19 protein-coding genes and 2 pseudogenes are annotated in these 22,880 nt (G+C 60.7%); 4 read left to right on the top strand and 17 right to left on the bottom strand.

What is annotated here, in order from left to right; genetic code table 11:
• Positions 1-698 (bottom strand): IS21 family transposase (istA, locus tag P0D89_RS42600; RefSeq protein ID WP_408378518.1); only part of this gene is annotated, 698 nt, incomplete at its 3' end.
• A 190-nt stretch (positions 699-888) separates the two neighbouring features.
• Between istA and copM the strand changes: the two genes are divergently transcribed.
• Together copM and P0D89_RS42590 are read left to right on the top strand one after the other, a co-directional pair.
• Complete coding sequence (gene copM / locus P0D89_RS42595) at positions 889-1,287, top strand: CopM family metallochaperone (protein ID WP_408367801.1); 399 nt, start codon at positions 889-891, stop codon at positions 1,285-1,287.
• 63 nt (positions 1,288-1,350) lie between these two features.
• Positions 1,351-1,680: pseudogene (locus tag P0D89_RS42590) on the top strand (Nramp family divalent metal transporter); the annotation flags it as partial.
• Positions 1,681-1,905: 225 nt separating this feature from the next.
• On the opposite strand, the gene P0D89_RS42585 reads toward P0D89_RS42590, so the two are convergent.
• From P0D89_RS42585 to P0D89_RS42525, 13 genes are all read right to left on the bottom strand, one after another.
• Positions 1,906-2,430, bottom strand: coding sequence for a TlpA disulfide reductase family protein (locus P0D89_RS42585; protein ID WP_408367795.1), 525 nt, complete (start codon positions 2,428-2,430; stop codon positions 1,906-1,908).
• Between the two features lie 219 nt (positions 2,431-2,649).
• Positions 2,650-2,961 (bottom strand): high-potential iron-sulfur protein, encoded by a 312-nt coding sequence (locus P0D89_RS42580; protein ID WP_408367793.1) that lies wholly within the window; start codon positions 2,959-2,961, stop codon positions 2,650-2,652.
• A gap of 78 nt (positions 2,962-3,039) precedes the next feature.
• The gene (locus P0D89_RS42575) at positions 3,040-4,701 is read right to left on the bottom strand and encodes a multicopper oxidase family protein (RefSeq protein ID WP_408367791.1); all 1,662 of its coding nucleotides are present in this window, start codon (positions 4,699-4,701) and stop codon (positions 3,040-3,042) included.
• An 85-nt stretch (positions 4,702-4,786) separates the two neighbouring features.
• Positions 4,787-5,104: a P-II family nitrogen regulator gene (locus tag P0D89_RS42570; protein WP_408346780.1), complete on the bottom strand. Its 318-nt coding sequence runs from the start codon at positions 5,102-5,104 to the stop codon at positions 4,787-4,789.
• A gap of 61 nt (positions 5,105-5,165) precedes the next feature.
• On the bottom strand, positions 5,166-5,738 hold the full coding sequence (locus tag P0D89_RS42565) for a PCYCGC motif-containing (lipo)protein (RefSeq protein WP_408367788.1): 573 nt from the start codon (positions 5,736-5,738) through the stop codon (positions 5,166-5,168).
• Between the two features lie 95 nt (positions 5,739-5,833).
• On the bottom strand, positions 5,834-6,037 hold the full coding sequence (locus P0D89_RS42560; RefSeq protein WP_408367786.1) for a DUF2933 domain-containing protein: 204 nt from the start codon (positions 6,035-6,037) through the stop codon (positions 5,834-5,836).
• 240 nt (positions 6,038-6,277) lie between these two features.
• Positions 6,278-6,631 carry a hypothetical protein gene (locus P0D89_RS42555; protein WP_408378516.1) on the bottom strand — a complete coding sequence of 118 codons (354 nt, stop codon included), beginning with the start codon at positions 6,629-6,631 and terminating at the stop codon, positions 6,278-6,280.
• Positions 6,632-6,701: 70 nt separating this feature from the next.
• Complete coding sequence (dsbD, locus tag P0D89_RS42550) at positions 6,702-8,561, bottom strand: protein-disulfide reductase DsbD (RefSeq protein WP_408367782.1); 1,860 nt, start codon at positions 8,559-8,561, stop codon at positions 6,702-6,704.
• Between the two features lie 89 nt (positions 8,562-8,650).
• Positions 8,651-9,004: a copper-binding protein gene (locus P0D89_RS42545; protein ID WP_408367780.1), complete on the bottom strand. Its 354-nt coding sequence runs from the start codon at positions 9,002-9,004 to the stop codon at positions 8,651-8,653.
• The gene (locus P0D89_RS42540) at positions 9,001-12,207 is read right to left on the bottom strand and encodes an efflux RND transporter permease subunit (protein ID WP_408367778.1); all 3,207 of its coding nucleotides are present in this window, start codon (positions 12,205-12,207) and stop codon (positions 9,001-9,003) included. Before P0D89_RS42540 ends, P0D89_RS42545 begins: the two co-directional genes overlap by 4 nt.
• A complete protein-coding gene (locus tag P0D89_RS42535; RefSeq protein WP_408367776.1) occupies positions 12,204-13,751 on the bottom strand; it encodes an efflux RND transporter periplasmic adaptor subunit in 1,548 nt (515 codons plus the stop codon). The genes P0D89_RS42540 and P0D89_RS42535 overlap by 4 nt, the downstream gene beginning before the upstream one ends.
• An 11-nt stretch (positions 13,752-13,762) precedes the next feature.
• Complete coding sequence (locus tag P0D89_RS42530) at positions 13,763-15,055, bottom strand: TolC family protein (protein ID WP_408367774.1); 1,293 nt, start codon at positions 15,053-15,055, stop codon at positions 13,763-13,765.
• 92 nt (positions 15,056-15,147) lie between these two features.
• Positions 15,148-15,510, bottom strand: coding sequence for a hypothetical protein (locus P0D89_RS42525; RefSeq protein ID WP_408367799.1), 363 nt, complete (start codon positions 15,508-15,510; stop codon positions 15,148-15,150).
• Positions 15,511-15,947: 437 nt separating this feature from the next.
• Here P0D89_RS42525 and P0D89_RS42520 point away from each other — a divergent pair, with 437 nt between their 5' ends.
• Positions 15,948-17,471, top strand: coding sequence for an ATP-binding protein (locus P0D89_RS42520; RefSeq protein ID WP_408367772.1), 1,524 nt, complete (start codon positions 15,948-15,950; stop codon positions 17,469-17,471).
• Positions 17,472-17,755: 284 nt separating this feature from the next.
• Here P0D89_RS42520 and P0D89_RS42515 read toward each other — a convergent pair.
• From P0D89_RS42515 to P0D89_RS42510, 3 genes and pseudogenes are all read right to left on the bottom strand, one after another.
• Positions 17,756-20,732 (bottom strand): annotated as a pseudogene (locus tag P0D89_RS42515) (Tn3 family transposase).
• Positions 20,733-20,735: 3 nt separating this feature from the next.
• On the bottom strand, positions 20,736-20,861 hold the full coding sequence (locus P0D89_RS54715; RefSeq protein WP_459252678.1) for a helix-turn-helix domain-containing protein: 126 nt from the start codon (positions 20,859-20,861) through the stop codon (positions 20,736-20,738).
• Positions 20,822-21,295, bottom strand: coding sequence for a recombinase family protein (locus tag P0D89_RS42510; protein ID WP_459252677.1), 474 nt, complete (start codon positions 21,293-21,295; stop codon positions 20,822-20,824). Before P0D89_RS42510 ends, P0D89_RS54715 begins: the two co-directional genes overlap by 40 nt.
• Positions 21,296-22,196: 901 nt before the next feature.
• Here P0D89_RS42510 and P0D89_RS42505 point away from each other — a divergent pair.
• A complete protein-coding gene (locus P0D89_RS42505; protein WP_408378514.1) occupies positions 22,197-22,487 on the top strand; it encodes a hypothetical protein in 291 nt (96 codons plus the stop codon).
• Positions 22,488-22,880: the final 393 nt, after the last annotated feature.

Here is a 22,880-nt window from a genome sequence, read left to right as displayed (position 1 = left end):
GTTGGATTGATGTCCGGATCGTAGAACCCCGGTTTGTGGACGCCCGATTTCAGATTGTCGGGCACCAGAATCTCGACCAGGCCGTCATAGAACGCGAAGGCGCGCACGTGCGAGCCGATCCAGTCGGGCAACTGCTGGGTCCAGGTGAGCTCCGCGAAGGTAAAACCGGACACGCCGAGCGCGGCGACGAACAGTTCAGCCTCGCGGACTTCACCGGTGTCCGGATTGATGATGCCGAGCTTCTTGCCCGAGTAGTCGACGAACAGCTTCTGGCCCGGCACGTGCGTTTGCCGCATCGTGACCGGAAGCCGCTGCGCCCATTCCTGGTAAGCCTTGCAAAACCAACTGTAGCCGCAGCCGTCCGGATGCTGCGCCTTGTATTCCTGCCACAGCAGATCGAGCGTGACACCTTTCCTGCCGATCTCGCGATGCACAGTCGGCCAGTCCGGCATGCCGCGTGTTGGCTCGCGCCGCGCCGGCGGCGGATACAGCCTCGCCTCGAGCGCCGCGTCGTCCGTCAGCAGTTCCGGTGGCAGCGGCCAGCTCAGCCCTGCCAGCCGCGTGCGGCGCAGGTAATGCCACACCGTCGTTGTCGAGGTACCGACCGCGTCGGCGATTTCCCTCTGATTGCGGTCACACTCGAAATGCAACCGCAGCACTTCCCTGATTTTGCGCATGGTCAACCTGACATTTGCCATTCGGCACTCCCGACAAAACTGTCGATCGTGCCACCGTTGACCCGCGTCGCCGCCACCTCAAATTCCTGTTCGCGATGGCGTGGAAACCCTGTTCTTTTTGCCGTGGAATCGGCGTTCACTTTGCCGTGGAATTCGTATTCTTTTTGCCGTGGAATCCCTGTTCACTTTGGCGTGGAATATTCAATTTACTATGAAAAGCCTTCTCGCCCTCCGCGCCGCTTCCCTTTGCGCGGGCCTTGCATTGGCCATTACGGCACTCCCCGCAAACGCCCAGCAGGGTGCATCCATGCCCGGAATGAATATGTCCAGTTCGGCGGATACTGGCTCAAGTCCGTCAACTCCAGCGTTCAGGGAAGCGGATGAAAAGATGATGAAGCAGATGAGCGCCCCCCTATACAGTGGCGACACCGACAAGGACTTCGTGGCCCATATGATCCCCCACCATAAGGGTGCGGTCAGCATGGCGGAAGTCGAGCTGAAATACGGCAAGGATCCTGACATGAAGCGGCTGGCCAAAAACATCATCAAAGCCCAGAATGATGAAATTGCGTACATGAAGAAGTGGCAGGCTAAACACGCCGGTAAGTAATGTCGTGATGTGCCGAGGCTGCCGACCTGCAGCACCTGCAGCCGATGAGTGCCTGGAGTGGAGATGGACGACCGTGCTCGTCGCAAAGGCAAACGTCAATCGCTGACGACGCGAACAACGTCGGCGATACGGGAGCAGCTCGAAGGCCGGGGCGCACGGGTGTTCCTGCCATTTTTCGGCCCGGCGGTGGTCGTCTCAATCGCCTACATGGACCCGGGCAACTTCGCGACGAACATTCAGGCGGGCGCGAAGTACGGCTATACGCTCCTCTGGGTTGTGCTGCTGGCAAACCTGATAGCCATGCTGTTTCAGGCGCTCTCCGCAAAACTCGGGATAGTTACCGGGCGAAACCTCGCGGAGCTTTGTCGCGAACACTTCCCCAAGCCGCTCGTCCTTCTCAAGCGTTGACCGTGATGTGCGCGTAGCCGCGCAATGGCGTGCCGAGTCGCGGCTGCGTCTGCCAGAACCGCTGGCGCCAGTGCAAACAGCGCAGCGGCGATCGTAGCGTGTGGCCGTATCATGATCTCGCTCCTTCCGTCGGCTCTTATACACAGATCCGTCCAATCTTGAACCAGGTCCCAGCAGGTGGCCCGACCTCGCGTCTTTACCGCGCTCTCCTTACGTCGACTCCGAGAGCGCTTCGCCAATCATCCGGTTCAGTTCGGGAAAATCGGCCTCGCCAAGAATGCGCTTGAGGACTCTGCCTTTCCCGTCGACCAGGTACGTTGTCGGCGTGAGTTGCACGTTATGAAACTGCTGTGCAAGGCTGCCGTTCGCGTCCATCACTATCCTGAACGGCAGATGATGGGTCTCTGCGTAGTTCCTGACGTAAAGCGGCGGGTCATAGCTCATCGCCACTGCGACGAAGTCAAAGTGTTCGCCCCTGAACCGGTCGTAGGTCTGAATCATCTGCGGCATTTCCTTGATACAGGTTGCGCAACTCGTGGCCCAGAAATGGACCAGATACACCTTGCCGCGCAGATCAGCAGTACTCAGTTTTTGCCCCGACAACAACGTGAACGTCGCGTCGGGAACGGCTTCTGTCCTGCCCAGAGTCATGTACGCCGCCGCGGCAAGGACGGCGATCGCGAGAGCCACGAGGATCCCGCTAACTGAAAACCTGAACCTGCGAACGCCTGCCATGATAAAACTCCCAACCAACAACCTGCCGGTCAGCGTTTCGGGCTCCAGATCCCGGCAAACCGCACAGACCATCCCGGCGCAATGCATCTGGCACCGGATGACCGATGTTGCCGTTTACGCGGCCAGCGTTGCAGCGACCAGGACCTGAAATCGAGCCTGCATCTGGACCGCCAATCAGGGCCTCCGGCGCCCACAGACCGCACTGCTATCGTAATCGCATCACGCCTTCTTTACGTACGCGCTGCACCAGCCTTTCGCGTTTACCAGCTTGCCCGTAAAAATAGTACAGGGCGCCGTTGCATCACCGGCCTTGCCCTGGAAGAACTGGCAGTTCGCACACGCCTGCCCTGCCTGAAACTTCGGGTACTTCGCACGGTCGACCTTCCCTGCATCGGTTCTGTACCCGAGCGCCTGTGCGTTCGCATCGGACTCGAGGACTGGCGCGGCGTCGGCCCATGCCTCGTGCGACAGCACGAGCGACGACGCAACGCCCACAACACTGATCATGAAACTACGGCGGGATGATTTCATGGCTTCACTCCGGATTACCTTCCACTGTTTGCGCTTCGCGACCGGGTAGCGCAGTCGCAGATAGCGGGTGCCACCTCATTACGTTGCGATCAGATAGTTGCGCATCAAGCCGGAATCCTCGTGCTCCAGCATGTGGCAATGGTAGAGAAACATGCCTGCATAGTGCTCGAACCGGAGCAGCAACCGGATGCGCTCGCCAGGCATCAGCAGCACGGTGTCTTTCCACCCGTCGTCGACCAGTCCCGCCGCCACAGTGCGGTGCGCGGAAACAAAGTCAGGCAGTACGGTACGGCCGAGCACGCGGAACTGCAGGCCGTGGACATGCATCGAATGAGCCATGAGCATCATCGACTTCTCGTTACGGAATTCCCAGAGTTCCGCGCTGTTGCGCCTCACGGTTTCCGTCTTCGTCACGTTGTCCATGTCGAAGCTGCGCCCGTTGATCCCCCAGACCATCATTCCCATCGTGATGTTGAACACCTTCGGAGCTCGCGCATTGATCGCGTCCCCAGGCAAAGCCACCGGTAACGACGCGAGCCGCTTTGGAAGTTCGGCCTTTGTATTCACGCGCTGTTCGACCCGGACCTTCAGGACGGGGAATGACGCACCGTTCGGTAGTGATACGTTGCCCATCATGCCGCCCATTACCATCTCGCCATCGAACGCCAGGCTTTGCAGCGTGAGTTCAGTTCCAATCGATCGCTGACTGAAATCCACCCAGATGTCCGCGCGTTCCGCGGGTGAAAGCGTGACGTATGGACGCATCACCGGCCTCTCCAGCAGTCCGCCGTCGGTACCGATAATCGCGAGAGGCGAGCGGTCGATCCATCCAAGCTTGTAGATGCGCGTGTTCGAGGCATTCAGCAGCCGCAGGCGATACGCACGGGTCGCTACCGGCAACACGAAATCGGGCTTCCCGTTGACCAGAATCCGGTCACCCAGAAAACCCATCATCCGCGCCATCATCTGCCCCATGCCATCGCCACCCATCATGCCTCGACCCATCATCCCGCCGCCTCCCATCATCCCCTGCCCCATCATGCCGCCACCGCCCATCATGCCGCGCCCCATCATTCCGCCGTCGCTGTCGGACAGGTACGCAAACTGGTTCTGGCCGTCCAGCACGCGGTCCTGAATCACCAGCGGTACATCGTACGCACCACCCGGCAAGCCGAGCGCGGCCTCCTCGTCATCTGCGACGATCAGGAGCCCGGCCTGGCCGAAGTAGATCTGCGCGCCGGCACGCCCGTCCGGGTGCGCATGGAACCAGTACGTCCCCGCCCGGTTGAGCACCTCAAACTCGTAGACGTAATGCTGGCCGGTCGCAATAGCATTGCGCGGATGCCCATCCATGGCTGCCGGCACGTACAGGCCGTGCCAGTGGATGATGGTCGGTTCGGGCAATTCGTTGACGAGGTCGATCTTCACTTTCTGCCCGCGTTGCACGCGCAACACGGGCAGGTAGCCGTTCGACAGGAAACCGAGACTGCCAGGATCGCCCTTCAGGACCTTGCCGTCGTAACGCCAGACGCGGGTGGGTTCTCCATGCAGGATCTGCACGTGGTCTTCCCTCGCGCGCAACTGAACCTCAAGGTCGGGAATGAACTGCGGATTCCCGACCCCCGGCTGCGCTCGCGCGGGGCGCAGCGTCAGTAGCCCGGACGCACTGGCTGCCACAAGACAGGACAGAGTGGACGTGCGCAGAAAGGCGCGCCGCGTTGCATCCTGCAGTCCTAACATATCGTTCTCCGTGCCCGCTGGCTTTCAGACTCATTGATTGAACGTTCTACCCGGTTCGTCATTGACGGCGGGTCCGGGCTGCGGCTCAAGGTATCGCTTCGGACGAGGTGCTGATACGGAAGAACCTTTCGACCGGGAACACTGCGACGACTCCGTCCCCGCCCACGCCCGCGTGCGCGATGGCCGTGATCTCCCTGACAAGGGCGTCGACATTCGCCTCCTGGGTAAAGATCTCAATCTTGATGTGCTCGGTCGTCCAGTCATTGGAAAACAGGTTCGGGTGTGCGCCGAATCCTTTGACCTTGCTGACTGTGACACCGTGGACGTGAATCGCGCCGAGCCGCCTTTCGAGCCTCTCCAGCATGTCAGACCTGACGATAGCGACAACGCACCTGAATTCCATGATTTCCTCCTGAGTAGCGGATGACTGAGCGTTATTCACGCTACCTGCGTAAGCTTTGAGGTCAGCCTTTCGGTGCCCATTTCGCATCGACTGCGGCCTGAATTTTCCCCGCATCCCGAACCCCGTTCTGCGTCATCTGCCAGGCGATTTCCGCGGTCCCCAGGCACACCGCGCAGTCGACCGCCATCTTGTCCTCGAAGCATTGCAGGTTGGACCGATGCACGCCGCGGTTTTCGCAGCCACACCAGCAGTAGAGGTGATTCAGCACCGCTGGTATCTGCGTTGCCACCCAGTAGCCGTGCCTGATGTCCTTGTCGGAAAACTGGTTCGGATCAAGAACGTGAGAAGCATCCGACCGCCCGCTCGGAATGATGCGCAAGCCGTTTGGACGCAGCATGCCCACCTGCCACTTTGACTGAGGCGCCTCAGGTGAGTCCGGTTTCGCGGTGGCAAGGTTGAGCAGCCGGTGCCTCGTGATGAGGGGCAGCAAGGCGAATGCACCGGGGAAGACAGCGAACGCCAGGATAAGCAGTGCCAGCAGGCGCCATCTCGTGCCATCGGGACGGCGCGGCGCGGCGGGTGTGCCCGGCCGCTGCGTACCCGCCGTCTTCCGGTTGTGATCTCGATGTTTCACTACAGCCTCTCTCGTCGTCACAAGACGCCTGCTACAGCGCGGCATGCGTAGCCGCACTGCAGCAGCGCATGCGATTGATCCCGCTCACGTTCACATCAGTCCTCGTGGTCCGCTCGATCCCTGTCCGGCCGCTTGCCACGCATCATGAACAGCATCGACAGCGGGCAGACCACGAGGCAGGCGAGAACGATGAGGTTCAGCCAGGAAACACGGAACTGAGACAGCAGCCAATATCCCAGCGCGACCTGGACCACGAGACCCAGCATCATCGCGACCGTCGCTTTCACGTTGCGTTTCATGGAATGTCTTCCCGACACATGGCGTGCCTTGAACCCTGAATGTCGCCACATCACTTCGACGGCGATATGCCCGGTCTGTCGTCATACCTGGACGTGACATCGCCCGTCGCCCTGGTCACGCCGGCCGACGCAGGTGTGACGGGTGTGAGCAAGCAGGTTCACGGGCAACGTCGCCTGTGGCGCACGTGCGCGCACTCGCACTGCCACGCAGGCGGCGGAACCGGGACTATTGATGACGGACTACAGGGTTCGCGGGGGAGGCTGAAGCGGTTCGGGGATGAACTGCCCGAAGAGGAACGGAATCGTTGCCCGGTACACCGGCAACGACGGGATGTCGAGCGCGGCATGCGTAGCCGGCAAGATAGCCGCACCACATGACAGACCGCCAGCACCATGACAGACCAACAAGGCACCGCTGGCATGCGTGGACACCTTCTGCGCATCGGGCGCCATGCCTGTCATCGAGGAAACGCCTGCCGGTCGCGACATGCCCGACGACGTCATTTCCGGGCACGCGCCCGCCTGCGCGGTGTAGCCAAGCAGCGGCAACCACGCGATCAGGAAGCAGGCGACGAAGCGGGTCCAGAATTTCATGGATTCAGTATAGGCGCTGGGGCTGCGCATTGCCACGCGGTGGCGGCGATCCAGAAAGCGGTTTCATGACTTACTGGTCCCATCGCTTGAGATGCGTGAGGAACGCGTCGGCACCGACAAATCCCACCAGTTGTGCTTCATCCTGCCGCTCGCCACCGCGGTCGTAGAAAATCAGCGCGGGCGGCCCGAACAGTCCGTAACGCCGCAGCATCAGGACGTCCTCAGAGGTGCCTTTTGTCACATCAATTTTCAGCAGTTTCCAGTGAGCAAATTCACGCATCACGCGCGGATCGGCAAACGTGTAACGCTCGAGTTCCTTGCACGTCACGCACCAGTCCGCATAGAAATCCAGCATCACCGGCTGGCCCCGTGCTGCCTTGAGAGCCTCGTCCAGTTCGGCAACCGACTTTACCGGTTCAAAATGCACCGACGCTTCGCTGATAACCGGCGGCGCCGTACCCATCCCCCGAAGCGGCTGCAGCAGGTCGTCATTGCCAGATGTGACGCCCAGCAGTTCAGCGATACCGGCGGCGACCAGCAGGACGCCTAGCCCCTTGCCCACCCGGTGAATCCCTGGAGCGTCCGGTGCCAGCGGATCGAACGCGCGCAGCATCATTCCGCAACCAGTCAGCAGCGCCGCCACCAGCAGCATCAGCAACCAGCCTGGCAGCAGCGAATAGACAAACCACAGTGCGGCGACAAGCAGCATCACGCCCAGCGTGTTCTGCACGGCGACCATCCAGCGCCCGGCCTTCGGCAGGACGCGCGCACCAAACGTGCCGACAAGCAGGAGCGGCAATCCCAACCCGAGCGCCATCACATACAGGTTCAGCGCACCCGAGACCACATCGCGACTGTTGGCGATGTAGAGCAGCGCGCCGGCCAGCGCGGGAGTCGAACATGGACCAACGATGAGCGCGGAGAGTGCGCCCATCAGGAACGCCGGGAAAAGCCGTCCGCCGGGTAGCCGGCCGCTCCATCCGGCAACCAGGGTTTGCCAGCTGCCAGGCAGCTGCAGCCGGAAAACGCCGAACATGCCCAGCGCGAAGACCACCATGAGCAACCCAAAAGCCGCCAGCACCCATGGCATCTGCGTGAGCAGCACCAGCTGGATGCCGAGCAGCGCAGCAACCGTGCCCGCGAACGCGTAGGTCAGCGCCAGCCCTTGCACATAGGCCAGGGTCAGCACAAACCCCCGCCACGGCTTCCCTGCACTCTCACCGCCCACGACAATGCGCGTCACGATCGGGATGAGCGGATACATGCACATCGTGCCCGCCATCAACAGGCCGGCCAGAAGGAATCCAAGTAATTCAGGTACGCCAGGACCGTTCGCCGGCCGCAGATTCAGACCGAAAACAGTAAACGTCCGATTTTCACCGGCAATTGTGGGTTCACTGGAGCCTGTCGTTGCTATTGCCGTTCCGTCCTGCACGATGGCGGTGACGGTTCCGTCCGCCGCTATCCGGTAGGTTCGCGTCAGCGGCGGATAACACACGCCCAGGTCCGCACAGCCCTGCGACGTAACGGAAAGCACGATGACCGATGCGATAACGTGAGGAAGAGGAAGCTGTAGTTGCACGGGCCGGTGATAGACCTGCACCACCCCGAATGTTGGATCATTCTTCGATTCTGACGCCGGCATCCCGGCCGGTTTCACGGGCACGCCATCCACCGCGAAGCTGAAGCGGTCGCGATACAGGTAGTACCCCGGTTTTGTACCGAAATCGAGCGTCACCTGCTGCGGCCCGCTGAGGCTGACCTTTAGTGGGAAGGCATCACGGGGTGACAGAAGATCGGACTCGCTCACTGCATGCGCAGCGAAAGGAGCGAGCACAAGCAGAAAGGCGAACACCATGCGCAACGCCCGGTTCAGCGTTTCCGCGAGACAGCGGGGGCCGCGGCGTGTACTGGATGATGTCATTCGCATGGCAATGCTCCTACGCAAGACGTGAGCGAAAACGCGACCCCAGACCCGCCGTTACGCGACGGGCCTGGAGTGATGGCGTCACCGCCCCATCACTGCTGCTTTTCCAGTTTCACGATGGTCAGCGCGCCATTGACGCTTTCAACGCGGACCTTGACCTTCTCGCCTTCCTTGACCTCCTTGACCATCGCAGAGTCTTTCGCCTTGAATGCCATCGTCATCGGCGGCATGCCAACGTTCTTCAACGCGCCGTGCTTCAGCGTCACCATGCCGGTCGACGGGTCGACCTTCTTGACCTCCGCGTCAGTGAGTGCGGAGTCTGTCGATGAAGCTGCGTCCATGGCACCTGTCTTCATCATGCCTGCCATCTGGTCGGCTGCCAGCGCGGCGCCGGCAAATACGCTGGCGGTACAGAACACAGCGGATACGATAATCAACTTCTTCATTGGTTTTCTCCAGGGAGGGTTTGCGGCACGGACGTGCCAACAGGTACTGCATGAGGTTGAGACGCTTTTCTGGTACGGATAACGCGACGGCGTTGCAGCAGCAGCCAGGCTGCCGGAATGATGAGCATCGACAGGAGCGGCGCCGTCACCATCCCGCCCACCATCGGCGCAGCGATGCGCTGCATGACTTCCGACCCGGCACCATGGCCCAGCATGATCGGGATGAGACCCGCCAGCACCACGGCAACCGTCATGGCCTTCGGTCTGACCCGCAGCACCGCGCCCTCACGAATGGCGTCCACGAGTGTCGCCTCCGTGAACGGTTCGCCTCGCTCAAGCCGGCTATTGAGCGCCCCCTTCAGGTAGAGCAGCATCACGACCCCAAACTCGGCCGCAACCCCTGAGAGCGCGATGAATCCCACCGCCGTTGCGACAGACACGGCGTGACCGAGAATCCAGATCAGCCAGAAGCCGCCGACCAGCGCGAAGGGCACGGTCGACATCAGCAGGAGCGCGTCACCCGCCGAATTGAACGTCAGGAAGAGCAGCACGAATATGACCACGAGCGTGACCGGGATCACGGTGCGCAACTTGGCCGCCGCCCGCTCGAGGTACTCGAACTGGCCGGACCAGGCGATTGAATAGCCGGGCGGCAATACGACATGCTGCGATACAGCCTGCTGCATCGCCTTCACGGCCGATTGAAGGTCCGTATCGCGAATGTCGACGTAGACGTAACCCGACAGCCGCGCGTTCTCACTACGGATCATCGGCGGGCCATCGGTAATCCTGATGGCCGCTACGTCACCCAGCGTGATCTGCGCGCCCCGGTCCGTGACCACCGGCAACTGGCGCAGATTGTCGACCGAGTCCCGGACCTCGCGTGGATAGCGGATATTGATCGGGAAACGCTCGCGACCCGCGATGACCTCGCCGACATTGTCGCCCCCGACCGCCGACGACACGACCGACTGGATGTCGGCGACCGACAGGCCGTAGCGGGCGGCCGCCCGCCGGTCGATGTCGACGTCGATGTAGTGCCCGCCGTTCAGCCGTTCCGCCAGCGCGGACGTGACGCCTGGAACGTTCTTCACCGCCGCCTCGACCTGCGTGGCGATCCTGTCGATCTGCCCGAGATCCGCGCCGGAAATCTTGACCCCCACGGGTGTCTTGATGCCGGTTGACAGCATGTCCAGCCGGTTGCGGATCGGTGGCACCCAGACGTTCGACAGGCCTGGAATCTTCACCCGCGCATCGAGTTCATCGACCAGCTTCTCCGGTGTCATGCCGGGGCGCCATTCACTACGCGGCTTGAACTGGATGGTGGTCTCGAACATCTCGAACGGCGCCGGGTCGGTCGCCGTATCCGCACGGCCCGACTTGCCGAATACGGTGGCCACTTCCGGTACCGTCTTGATCAGGCGATCAGTCTGCTGCAGCAATTCAGCCGCCTTGTCTGCCGAGATTCCCGGTAGCGCAGTGGGCATGTAGAGCAGGTCGCCCTCGTCGAGCGGCGGCATGAACTCGCCACCGAGCCGCGACACGGGAATCAGCGTGACAGCGAGCGCGACGACCGCCAGCCCGATCGCCACCCACGGTCTGCGCACCGTCGCTTCGAGCAGCGGGCGGTAGAGCCTGATCAGCACGCGATTGATCGGATTGGCGTTCTCGTGCGGAATCCGGCCGCGAATGAGATAACCCATCAGCACCGGCACCAACGTCACCGACAGGCCAGCCGCAGCAGCGATCGTGTAGGTCTTCGTGAACGCCAGTGGCGAAAAGAGCTTCCCTTCCTGTCCCTCCAGCGAAAACACCGGGATGAACGACAGCGTGATGATGAGCAGCGAGAAGAACAGTGCCGGCCCCACCTCTGCAGCCGATGTCGCGATGAGCTCCCAGCGCTGTGCCGTCGCGATCTGTTCGCCCGGATGGTCGTGGTCGTACGCTTCCAGGTGCTTGTGAGCGTTCTCAATCATCACGATGGCAGCGTCGATCATCGCGCCGATTGCAATCGCGATACCACCGAGCGACATCAGGTTCGCGTTGACGCCCTGATAGCGCATCACGATGAACGCGGCCAGCACGCCGAGCGGCAGCGACAGGATCGCGACGAACGCACTGCGCAGGTGAAACAGGAACACCGCGCAGACGAGCCCGACGATGATGAACTCCTCGATGAGCTTGTCCTTCAGGTTGTCGACCGCGCGTTCGATGAGCTGTGAGCGGTCATAGGTGGTCACAACCTCGACCCCTGGTGGCAGGGATTTCTTCAGGTCGGCAAATCTGGCTTTCACCGCGTCGATGGTCGTCAGCGCGTTCTTGCCGGAACGCATGACGATCACCCCACCCGCGACTTCACCTTCACCGCTCAGCTCAGCAATGCCGCGGCGCATCTCCGGTCCGATCTGGATGCGCGCAACATCCCCGAGCAGCACCGGCGTGCCGGCATCGTTGGTGCGCAGCACGATGTTGCGGAAGTCATCGAGTGAATGCAGATACCCGGACGACCTGACCATGTACTCGGACTCAGCCAGTTCCACCACTGAACCACCCGACTCCTGGTTCGCCTTGCCGAGCGCGTCCGCGACGGCGGCCTGCGTCAGGTTGTAGGCACGCAGCTTGTCCGGGTCCAGGACGACCTGATACTGGCGAACCATGCCGCCGATGGATGCCACTTCCGAGACGTCCGGCACTGACTTCAGTTCGAACTTCAGGAACCAGTCGTTCAGCGCGCGCAGTTGCCCGAGGTCGTGTTGCCCGGTCCTGTCGACGAGCGCATATTCGTACACCCAGCCCACACCGGTCGCGTCGGGTCCAAGCGACACGGTCGCACCCTGCGGCAGGCGGCTCTGCACCTGGTTCAGGTATTCGAGCACGCGTGAGCGTGCCCAGTACTGGTCGGTCTTGTCGTCGAACAGCACGTAGACGAACGCATCACCGAACGACGAGTACGCCCGGATGGTTTTCGCGCCCGGCACGCCGAGCAGCGTCGTCGTGAGCGGATAGGTCACCTGATCCTCGATAACCTGCGGCGCCTTGCCGGGATACGACGCCTTGATGATGACCTGCGTGTCCGACAGGTCGGGCAGCGCATCGAGCGGAGTCTCCGTTAATGAATACGCGCCCCAGGCGGTGACGAGCAGGGTCGCAAGCAACACCAGAAACCGGTTGTGAATGGACCAGCGAATCAGGCGGGCAATCATTTGACACCTCCGGCTGGCTCGACCTTCGTCAACATGTATCCGTCATCCGACTGCCTGAAGACGAAATGCACGGTCTCGCCCGCCTTCACGTCCGGAAAAGCCGTCGGCGATGGCTTGCCGAAGGTCATCGTCATTGCACCCCAGCCCAGTGCCGGGACGGGTTGGTGCGAGAACGTGATGTCACCAGGCGTGACCTTTTCAACCTTGCCGGTCGTTTCATAGGTTTGGGCAGCGGTCGCGGGAGCGCCGGAGGCTGGCACCGCTGCAGACGTTGCAGACGCTGCGCCGCTGGGCGCGGCGGCCCCTTCCAGCTTCGGTAGCACCGATTTCAGGCTGGCTTCGGAGTCGATCAGGAACTGGCCCGAAGCGACAACCTGCTGGCCTTCCGTCAATCCGCCTGTCACTTCCGTGTTGTCGCCGGCATCGTTGCCGACCGTGACCTCGACGGGTTGCAGCCGCCCGTCGCTGTTCCTGGCGATCACGACGGATCGCTTGCCGGTGGTGATGACCGCTTCGGACGGCACCAGCAGACGTGACACGGGTTTCGCTGCACCGATACGCGCGCGCATCAGCATCCCAGGCGTCAGCTTCAGCCCGGCATTGTCGATTTCAAGACGCGCCTGCAGTGTGCGGCTGCTCGTGCTGATGCCAGGCAGGATTTCGCGGATGTGTCCCGTGAAGTGCTGCGTCGAATCACCGGCAAACACCGCGTCCACAGTCATCCCAGGCCGCACCTGAAGGGCCAGCGCCTCGGGCACTTCGATGATGAGCCATAGTCTGCTCAGCCCGGATACCTTGGCCAGTGTCTGGCCGGGCGACACCATCGCGCCATCGCGCACGTTGAGTTCGGTCAGTACGCCGGTTTCTGGCGCCGATAGCGTGATGTGCGTCTGCGCTTTGCCGGTCCGGTCGAGGCTGGCAATCACACCGTCCGGAATCGACATCGCCCGCATACGCGCGCGTGACGCCGCGAGCATGCCGTCATCCATGCCGCCGCGCTTCAGCGCCAGATACTCCTCCTGCGGCGCAAGCCAGTCGGGCACGAACAGCGACGCAATGGCTGCCCCCTTCGCCACACGCTGCATCGGGGCGCTCGCGTAGAGGCGGTCGATGTAGCCCGTCACCCGCGACTGGACAACATCCGCCATCGACTCGTCGAACTGCGTCGTGCCCACCGCGTCGAAACTTTCTGCCGTGTCCTGTCGCCGTACCGTTGCGTAGCGGATGCCCAGATTCTGCTGCAGTCCCGCGTCAATCCTGATGCCGTTCGAACCGCCTTCATCGGCATAGACGGGCTCGAGCTGCATGTTCATGAAAGGCGACTTGCCCGGCTTGTCGAAATGCTGATTCGGCACCATCGGGTCGTGCCAGTACAGCACCTTGCGGCCAGTCTTCGGGTCGGTTTTGTCGCTGGAGGGTGTTGCCGCAACAGTGCTCGCGCCAGTAATCGCCGGACGATACGTCCCGGCGACATATCCGACACCCAGCAACGCCGCTGCGGCAAACGTTATAAGGGCCGCGCGTGCCAGTTGTTTCTTTTGCATGCTGTTCTCCTTCACTGACTCACGGACATCGAGGCGGGTACGACCTGATATTCCAGTTGGGCCCAGGTCTGGGATACGTCACGCCGCAGGTCGAGCACCTGAAGCTGGGCGTCGAGTTGCGCACGTCGGGCAGCGAATGTGTCCGACAGCGAGCCGGTACCTGTCTTGTACGCCGCGGCAGCGAGTTGCACGCGCTGGTCCGCAGCGGGCAGCAAATCTTGGTTGAGTTTTGCTATACGCTCGCGGCCGTTGGCAAGGGTTGCTGACAGGTTCTGGATGTCGGCTTCGACCTGACGCTGCGCGTCCTCGTACATCAGTCGCGCCCTGGTGCCGAGTTGTGCTTTCTCAGCTGCGTCCCGGTCCTCGACGTTCTTCCGGTTAATCGGCAACGGGATACTGACGCCCACCGACACAAACCTCGAAGAGCCGCCCCCCTGCAGATAAGAGACGTTCCAGGTCCAGTTCGTACTGCGGTTGCTGTTGGCGACAGCGGTATCGGCGTCCGCCACTTTCATGTCAGCCGTCGCGGTCATGAGTGCAGGCTCCACTTCACGGAGCTGGTCGGGCGGAAGCGAGGCAACAACGGATTGCGGCGCCGGCGGTTCACCGGCAACGTCTGTGACCGCACCGGCCGTCCAGCGCGACAGGCTGATGAGCGCTGTTTGTAAAGTCTGCTGGGCCTTCAGGAGCTGGTCTTGCGTTTGCGCCAGCATGAGTTGGGCTTGCACGACGTCGCTTGCAGATGCTTTTGCACCCCGATAGGAGGCTTGTGTGGCCGCGAGCTCGTGCGTCATGTGTCCGACCAGTTCCTGCTGCAGTGACACAGCCTTTTTTGCATAGGCTGCGTTCAGCCATGCCGTCGCAGTTTGCTGGCGCACATTGACAAGTTGCGCTAGAAATCCCGCGCGCTCCTTGTCGACAACCTGGTTTGCCAGCGCGGAACGAAGCCGGCGTTTTTCAGGCGATACCCATTCCTGCTCGATGCCGATGCGGCGCATCGTCAGGATGTTCTGACCAATCGTGAACGCCTGTGGGCCATTGATTGGCAGATTGTCGATGCCAGCCGCGAGCATCGGGTTGGGCAACTGCCCCGCCTTGACGGCGGCTTCCGAACTGGCACCGACGGACGCTTGCGCCGCCTGCATCGAAGCGGAACGGTCAGTTGCCGCCTGGAGTGCAGCATCGAGCGTAACGGACGCTTCCTGTGCGCGAGCGACGATGCTCGCAAAAGCTAGCGCGATAAAAAGCGCGCGCGCGCGCAGTGGTGCACGCCGGCGTGACGGCGTGCCAATAGTTGAAGGCATGTTCTAACCCCAACGGCGGACTCCCACAGGGAATCCACGTCCTGGACGCAGGACGACCTCACCGCAAATGCGGTGAACCTGTCAGCAAGGGATTAGATGGCGCGAGGAGGTCGCCAGAGTCCGGCCGGTTCACGGACGGAGAGCGACTGCGCGTAGTGGAATACGACTGGACTGGACAGCCCCGCCGGGCGGGTTACCTCGGTAGCGGAGACGGGATGATACAAACTGCCGATCTGGCATTGCGCCGTCGCCTTGCAGGAAAAACCTTTGGTCTTTCCGTCCGGTGCAGACTTCATATTTTCGCAGCCGGACATGTCCGACGACATTGCGCTGCTTTCACCTGCGCCCATGCTCATCTGCATCGGACACGCGCCCGTTAGCCCGCTCGCTGCCAGCCCGCTGACGGGTAGCGCAACGCAGAGCAGCAACAGGAACAATGTCCGGAGGAATTTCATGGCGGCGATTATAGCGTGAAAAATATCGCCGGTTCGTGACGTCGCCCACATCGTGTCGCCCAGCTCGACGCGATGGTGCAGTTGACCACAGAGGGTATTTGCTCCGATGGGACGGTCCACCGGAATTGCGCCGGCACGCAGTAGTTGTCCTCCCTTGCTGCAAAACAAAGACGCAAAAGGTCGGCTATTCTGCCGTCCGGCCCTGTCGGCGTGGACCGCTGCCCTTTTCTCGCTAGCAAATGCTGTGAACATGGCTTGCAGAATTAGCAGACGTCAACACAAGCTGCACGCAGCGTCTTCAGAGGGGCCGGAAGGCTCTCGCGCAGAAGGTCGAGATCGACCATGCCCAGTTCCGGCACGCCCGACCTTTTTACGGATCGATGTCCCGGACTTCCGAGCAGCGTCACGATCGACCGATGATGGGTCGGCGCCAATCATTGACACTGGTATATTCATCAGCCTGGTATCTTCTCTTATATACGATCGACATGCAGCCACATCGCGCTGAAAAACTCATTGGCTTGATTAGTGAACTTCGCGCCGTTCCGGCTGAGACCGAATGGGTGGAGTTCAAGCATAACAAGGCCGTGGCCGAGGACATCGGTGAATACATTTCGGCGTTGTCAAATTCAGCGGCGCTGGCCGACAAGGTGCATGGCTACCTCGTGTGGGGCGTGGATGACGCCACGCACGACCTACTCGGTACCGACTATCGACCACGTCAAACCAAGATAGGCAACGAGGAAATCGAGAGCTGGTTACTGCAGCGACTGAGTCCTAAGGTGCAGTTCCAGTTCCTCGAAACCGAAATCGATGGCCGGCGCATCGTCGTCCTCGAGGTAGGTCGCGCGTATCGTCACCCGGTCCAGTTCCAGCACGTCGAATTCATACGCATCGGATCATACAAAAAGAAACTGAAGGATTTTCCGGAGAAGGAGCGCGCACTGTGGCGAATTTTTGACCACAGGCCGTTCGAGTCGCTGGTGGCCGCGGAAAATCTTGGAGAGGCTGAGGTGCTGGCGCTGCTTGACTACCCGGCCTATTTTGATCTGGCAGAAACTCCCCTGCCGGAAAACCGCTCCCAAATACTCGATCGTCTTGCCCGGGAACATCTGGTCGCACGCAGTCAGGCGGGTGGCTGGGACATTCTGAATCTGGGCGCAATTCTCTTCGCGAAGAAGCTGGATGATTTCGCGCATCTGAAGCGCAAGGCGGTGCGGGTCATTGCGTACAGGGAGAAAAGCCGCGTCGAGACCCTTCGCGAGCAGATTGGTTCCAAAGGCTACGCGGCAGGTTTCGAAGGACTGATCGGCTTTATCAACGGTCTGGTACCGGCCAACGAGGTGATTGGCAAGGCGTTACGTCGCTCGGTTCCAATGTACCCCGAACTCGCTGTCCGGGAACTCGTCGCCAACGCGCTGATTCACCAGGATTTCTCCGTTGGCGGAGCCGGTCCAATGATCGAGATTTTTGCTGACCGGATGGAAGTCACAAATCCAGGACTGCCCTTGGTCGATATCGACCGGTTTCTCGATACTCCTCCCCGCTCGCGCAATGAAAGCTTGGCATCGTTGCTAAGGCGATTCGGCATCTGCGAGGAGCGCGGCAGCGGCGTCGACAAAGTGGTGCAGCAAACCGAACTGTACCAGCTGCCCGCGCCTGACTTCGCGCTTGCGTCTGACCACACCCGGGTGACCCTCTTTGCACATCGGAGCCTGAGCCAAATGGACAAGCGCGACCGGGTACGTGCCTGCTATCTACACGCGTGCCTGCGCTATGTCGAACGTGACTATATGACCAACACCTCGCTGCGGGAGCGGTTCGGTATTGAACCCCAAAACAGTGCGACAGCATCCCGATACATCAAGGAGGCCGTCGAGCAGGAAAAGATCCGGCCCTACGACGAACAAGCCGGGCGGAAATACATGAAGTATGTGCCGCACTGGGCCTCGTCTTCTTGATATCGCAACAGTAAAGGCACCCGTCGTCAGGCCAAAAAGCAAAAAAAACCTATCAATTTCAAACAGTTAGACTACTGATTCTTATTTGATGGTCATTTGACAGTCGCCGCCGTTCAGTGCCCCCGCGATAACGATGCTAGCCCGGGCAGACGCGCTACTGCCTGGGTCGAAAGGGCACGACGGCATAGGTCGTCTTCCGCCAGCAGGTGATCGACGCACGCAGATGGGTCACCTGACGGCTAAGCGAGTCGGGGGTGCCCTCAAGAAAGGGATTTTTTCGTACGCTAAGGCTTCGCCTTGGTCGTTTTCGGGGCGCGCAACGGCCGAAATCGGCCTTTGGAGACGCGTTTGTTGGCGTGCCACACGTAGTCGCCCGTCAAGTTGATGTGATTCCAGCCCAGTGGCGCGATATGCGGGATCAGGCTGTCGTCGATCTCCCGCTGCTGTCGTGAGGCGGCAGTCGCCCGCTCCAGATACACGGTGTTCCACAGCGTGATTGCAGCTACCACGAGGTTCAGTCCACTGGCCCGGTAGCGTTGGTTTTCGTACGAACGGTCCCGTATCTCGCCCAGCCGATAAAAGAACACCGCTCGTGCCAGCGAGTTGCGGGCTTCGCCCTTGTTCAGTCCTGCAGACACACGGCGGCGCAACGCCGGGTCTTGGAGCCATTTCAGCGTAAACAGTGAGCGCTCGATGCGGCCGAGCTCACGCAAGCCGATAGCGTGGCCGTTTTGTCGCGGATACGCGCTGAGTTTGCGCAAGATGGGTGAAGCCGTCACGGTGCCCTGTTGGATCGACGCGGCCAGGCGGACTACGTCATCGAATTCCCGTGCGATCAGTTTCCGATTGATCGAACCACCGACTAGCGATGACAGCACTGGCCAGTCACCCGCCTTGCCCGGCACATACAAATTCTTGTCGGCCAGATCGGCAATACGCGGCGCAAACTCGAATCCTAGGAAGTGGCAAAGCGCAAACACGTGATCGGTAAAACCAGCGGTGTCCGTATAGTGCTCCTCGATACGCAACTCAGACTCGTGATACAGCAAGCCATCGAGCACGTGAGTGGCATCACGCACCGGCGAATTGATTACCTTGGTGTGAAACGGCGCGCACTGGTCGGAGATGTGCGTATAAAACAGGACGCCGGGTTCGTTGCCATACTTTGCGTTGCGATATCCTTGAGGCTTGACCGTGCCCGCCAGCGCGGAATCGCTGACCATCGGATGACGAGGTCGTGCCTTCGCCCCAATATGCCGCGAAAGGCAAGCCGTGCTGATAGTTGACCAGCTCGGCCAACCCCTTCTGATAGGTCTCGTCGCGGATATACCATGCCACCAGCCACGAGAGTTTCGCCACGCTTGTGCCAGGACAGGCATCGGCCATTTTCTCCAACCCGAGGTTAAATGCGTCAGCAAGGAGCGCGGTAAGCAACAGGGTCCGGTCCGGCGGCTCCGAGTCGCTTTTCAAATGAGTGAAGTGCCGCGTAAAGTCGGTCCACTGATCGACCTCAAGCAGCAAATCCGTGATCTTCACGCGCGGCATCAGGTCGTAGACTTGCTGCGTGAGTATGTCGGCCGCCGCCGGGGTTGCGTCGTCGAGCGGCGTGATCTTGAGTCCTTTGTCGTTTAGTTCAACGTCGGGTAGTTCACCCACCGCTGCAAGCCGGGCCGTTTCGTCAAGCGCTTCCCGCAAGCGGGCGAGGCGCTCGTCGAGATAGGCAGCCGCCGACGTCTCCACGAGCAACCCGAGCCGGTTCCCGCGATGTTGGTCGTCGAACGTTGCACGAGGCATCAGGTATTCATCGAAATCCTTGAACTGCCGGCTACCGATCACCGACACGTCGCCCGAGCGAAGCGCGTTCTTCAATTCGCTCATCGCGGCAAGTTCGTAGAACCGGCGATCGATGCCGCCTTCCTTAAACACGAACCGCCCCCAACGCGGTTTGACGAAGGCCGTTGGAGCATCTACCGGCACTTTTCGGGTATCGTTTCGGTTCATCTCGCGCAAAGCTTCAATCGCGTTCATCAAGTCCTGACGCGCCGAAGCCGCGCGGAAATCGAACGTTTCGAGGAACGTCGGAGAATAGCGCCGCAATTGCGTGAAATGGTCGACGAGCAACGCCATCGAATCAAACTCCGCATCGCGAGCAAGTTGCTCCGCTTCCCGTACGCTCGCCGTGAACGCATCCCACGGCACGATGGCCTCTATCGCCCGGAACGGATCCTCGCCGGTCTCCTTCGCCGCGATAAGTGCAACGCCGACCTTTGCATAGAGGCGTACCTTGTCGTTGACAGCCTTGCCATCGGCTGCGAAGCGCTTCTCGTATTTGTGTTTGGCCTTGGTGAAGAAGGATCCGATGAGCCGATCGTGGAGATTCAGGATCTCATCGGTCAACGTCGCGGCGGTGTCGAGCAGAATCGCCACCAACGTGGCGTGACGCCGATCGGTTTCATATTCCTCGAGCTGGTAGACAGCAGTCTGGCCGCCTTCACGCGCCAGACGCAGCAGACGATTCTGATGGATCGTGTGGCCAATTCCTTCCGGCAGACCGAGCGATCGGATGGCCTGCAAGCGCTCGATATATGCGAGTACGGCTTTCGCACTGGGCTCGCCCGGCGATTGCCGTAACCAGGCCAACTTACTGACGGGGCGATCGGTGAGCGGCAACAGGAGTTGGTCGAGAGCCGAGCGCTGCTCATCTGATAGCGGCGTCGTCAGCAGGCGGTGCACTTCGCGCTGTGCACGTGTGGCCACGGCCGCGCATAGCTTCTCGAGTGCAGGTACCGGCGGCAACAGCACATGCCGACGCCGGAGTTCGTCAACGGCGGCCTGTGCAAGCACGATGCCCTGCGTGGTCTGCATCGCGAGCGGTAATAACAGATCGACCAGCACACGATAGTGCTGCCGACTGAATTGCATCATACCCAGCCGGGCAAGGAGCTCTTGCAGGTGTTCCCGGCGCGTTTCGTCACGCGCAGCGTACACGTCCCACACCGCCGGCGTAACGCCTAGTTGCGCCGCGACGATGCCGATGACCGACGCATGCGGCTTCTCAGCAGGTCCCAGTACCCGCCCTGGGTAGCGAAGGTAGACCATCAATACCGCGATGCCGAGGCGATTGTGGCCACCTCGATGCTGTCGAACAAACGCGAAGTCCTCCGTTGACAACGTGGCCAAGCGGATCAACTCACTTTCATCCGTGGGGAACGCTAGTAGCTGGAATCGCTGATCAGGGGTGAGCAGTTCTCGGCGGGGCAAGATTCACCTCGTCGAACGCAAATACTGGTACAGGGTTTCGCGGCTGATTCCGAACTCGCGAGCGATCTGAGCTTTGCGTTCACCGTCATCTACCCGACGGCGGAGGTCGGCGACCTGGGCGTCGGACAACGCCGGCTTACGACCCCGATAGGCGCCGCGTTGCTTTGCCAGGCGATGCCCTCGCGCTGGCGCTCACGAATCAGCGCGCGCTCGAATTCAGCGAAGGCCCCCATCACCGACAGCATCAAATTCGCCATTGGCGAGTCCTCGCCCGTGAACGTCAAACATTCCTTCGCGAACTCAATACGCACTCCGCGTCTGGTCAGTACCTGGACGATATGGCGAAGGTCGTCCAGGTTGCGGGCAAGCCGATCCATGCTATGCACAACCACGGTGTCACCGCTACGCACAAAGGTTAGCAGTGCCTCGAGCTGCGGCCGCTTCGTGTCCTTTCCCGATGCCTTCTCGGTGAAGGTCCGGTCAAGCTCGATTCCGTCGAGTTGGCGCACAGCGTTCTGCTCGAAAGTGCTGACTCGCACATAGCTGACGCGCTGACCATTCATGAGACTTCCGATAAAGATGTCAGATTGAAATCCATGGCTATCCGAATCGAGCGCTAGACAACGATAATGCGGCCCTATCCTGACGTTTCTGACAGGTCATCCCTGACATCAGGATAGGGTGTACCCCAGACTGACACCATGACGCGAAAAAAAGCCCGCCTCAGTGGGCGGGCTTAATCCAGTTCTTGGGGAAGCTGGAGGAGACGGAGTAAGTATAAACCCTAATCAACATCCATGCAGCAGGGCAAAAAAAAGCCGACATCAAGCGATGCCGGCTGGAAGTTCTGCCATACAGGCGAGAACAAGAGGAGCTTGTTATGACTCCCCTCTCGTTGCATCGTTCCAAGGAAGCCCGGGGGCAAATTGACGCCTCCCACAAAACACCAAACCCTACCTGGACACCGAGCGCCCATGATGGCGCGCTGGCAACCCACCTTGCTTGGTTGCCTAGCTAACGCAACCGGCAGCGCGCTGGCGGATATGATCGGTCCCTGTAATCGCGGTCCCTGTGTTGTATTCAAGCCTCGGCAGTCCGTCCGGGGCTTCTTTTTATCCTGCGCCAGCGCGGTATCTTTGGCGTGACGCGTGCGCCTGACGCCGTGGACCAGTAACAGTCGCTGGCGTCAGCTCACGTCAACTTCGACCCGGTCCGGGTAGATGCCGATGTCGCGGGGCTTTCTGCTCAACGTCTTGTGGCGATTCACAGCCGCCTATGTCGCCCCACACTTGGCCGGCTGAATCAATCACTGCGCCGGACCACTGGCCGTTAGGCGCGCGGTAGATATGCAGCGTAAATGTGTCATCTGGCTCAATACGCGCAAACTCGCCCCGCTTCATCTGGCGGACGGACTCCAGCAAGTCCGCCCCGAATTGTTCCATTTCCGGGTCTGGTTTCTTCACGATGCTCCTCCTCTCAAAACTTTCCGGTGATATCCGCACCGCCATATCCCCCGGCCATAATCTCGAACAACACGAGCAACCACCGAGAGGCCACACCATGCCCGATTACCACTACCGCGTTATATGGTCCGATGAGGATAGCGAGCACGTTGGCCTGTGCGATGAATTTCCCGGCCTCTCATGGCTGGAAAAAACTCCGGAAGATGCGTTGGCGGGTATCCGGAAAATGGTTGCGGAAACGGTGGTCGAGATGATCGAGGATGGTGAGCCTGTACCGGCAAGCCGTCTATAGCCGTACCTACGACCCCAGCGAACCCCCGGATGTACTTAATCCCTGCCAGCAGCTTTTTAGACCTCCAGATAACCAGATTCCCGCCCATGCCCACGCCGGCCGATGGTTTCCGAGCTTAGGAAATAGATTGCGTTGGGATGGGCGTGCCGTCCAGGAAACGGACGAAAACGTACGATAGCCGCACCGCCCAATCATATAATCAACAGCTTGCGAATGGACTCCGCTTTTCGGCCAAGCGTCGGAAAGCAGCGTTAGTGCCAAGCCTTATGCGACAGGGCTTCCCGGACGTCTGGCGTACGTTTTCGTCCGTTTCCTGACGGCACGCCAACACGAACGCGGGCAACGCTAACGCCGCGACAATCAGCAACCGGTTCTTGATGTATGGTGCGTTTC

It is taken from the genome of Paraburkholderia sp. RL18-085-BIA-A (assembly GCF_046027075.1).
GTDB lineage: Bacteria > Pseudomonadota > Gammaproteobacteria > Burkholderiales > Burkholderiaceae > Paraburkholderia.
This window is presented reverse-complemented; position numbering and strand designations above follow the sequence as displayed.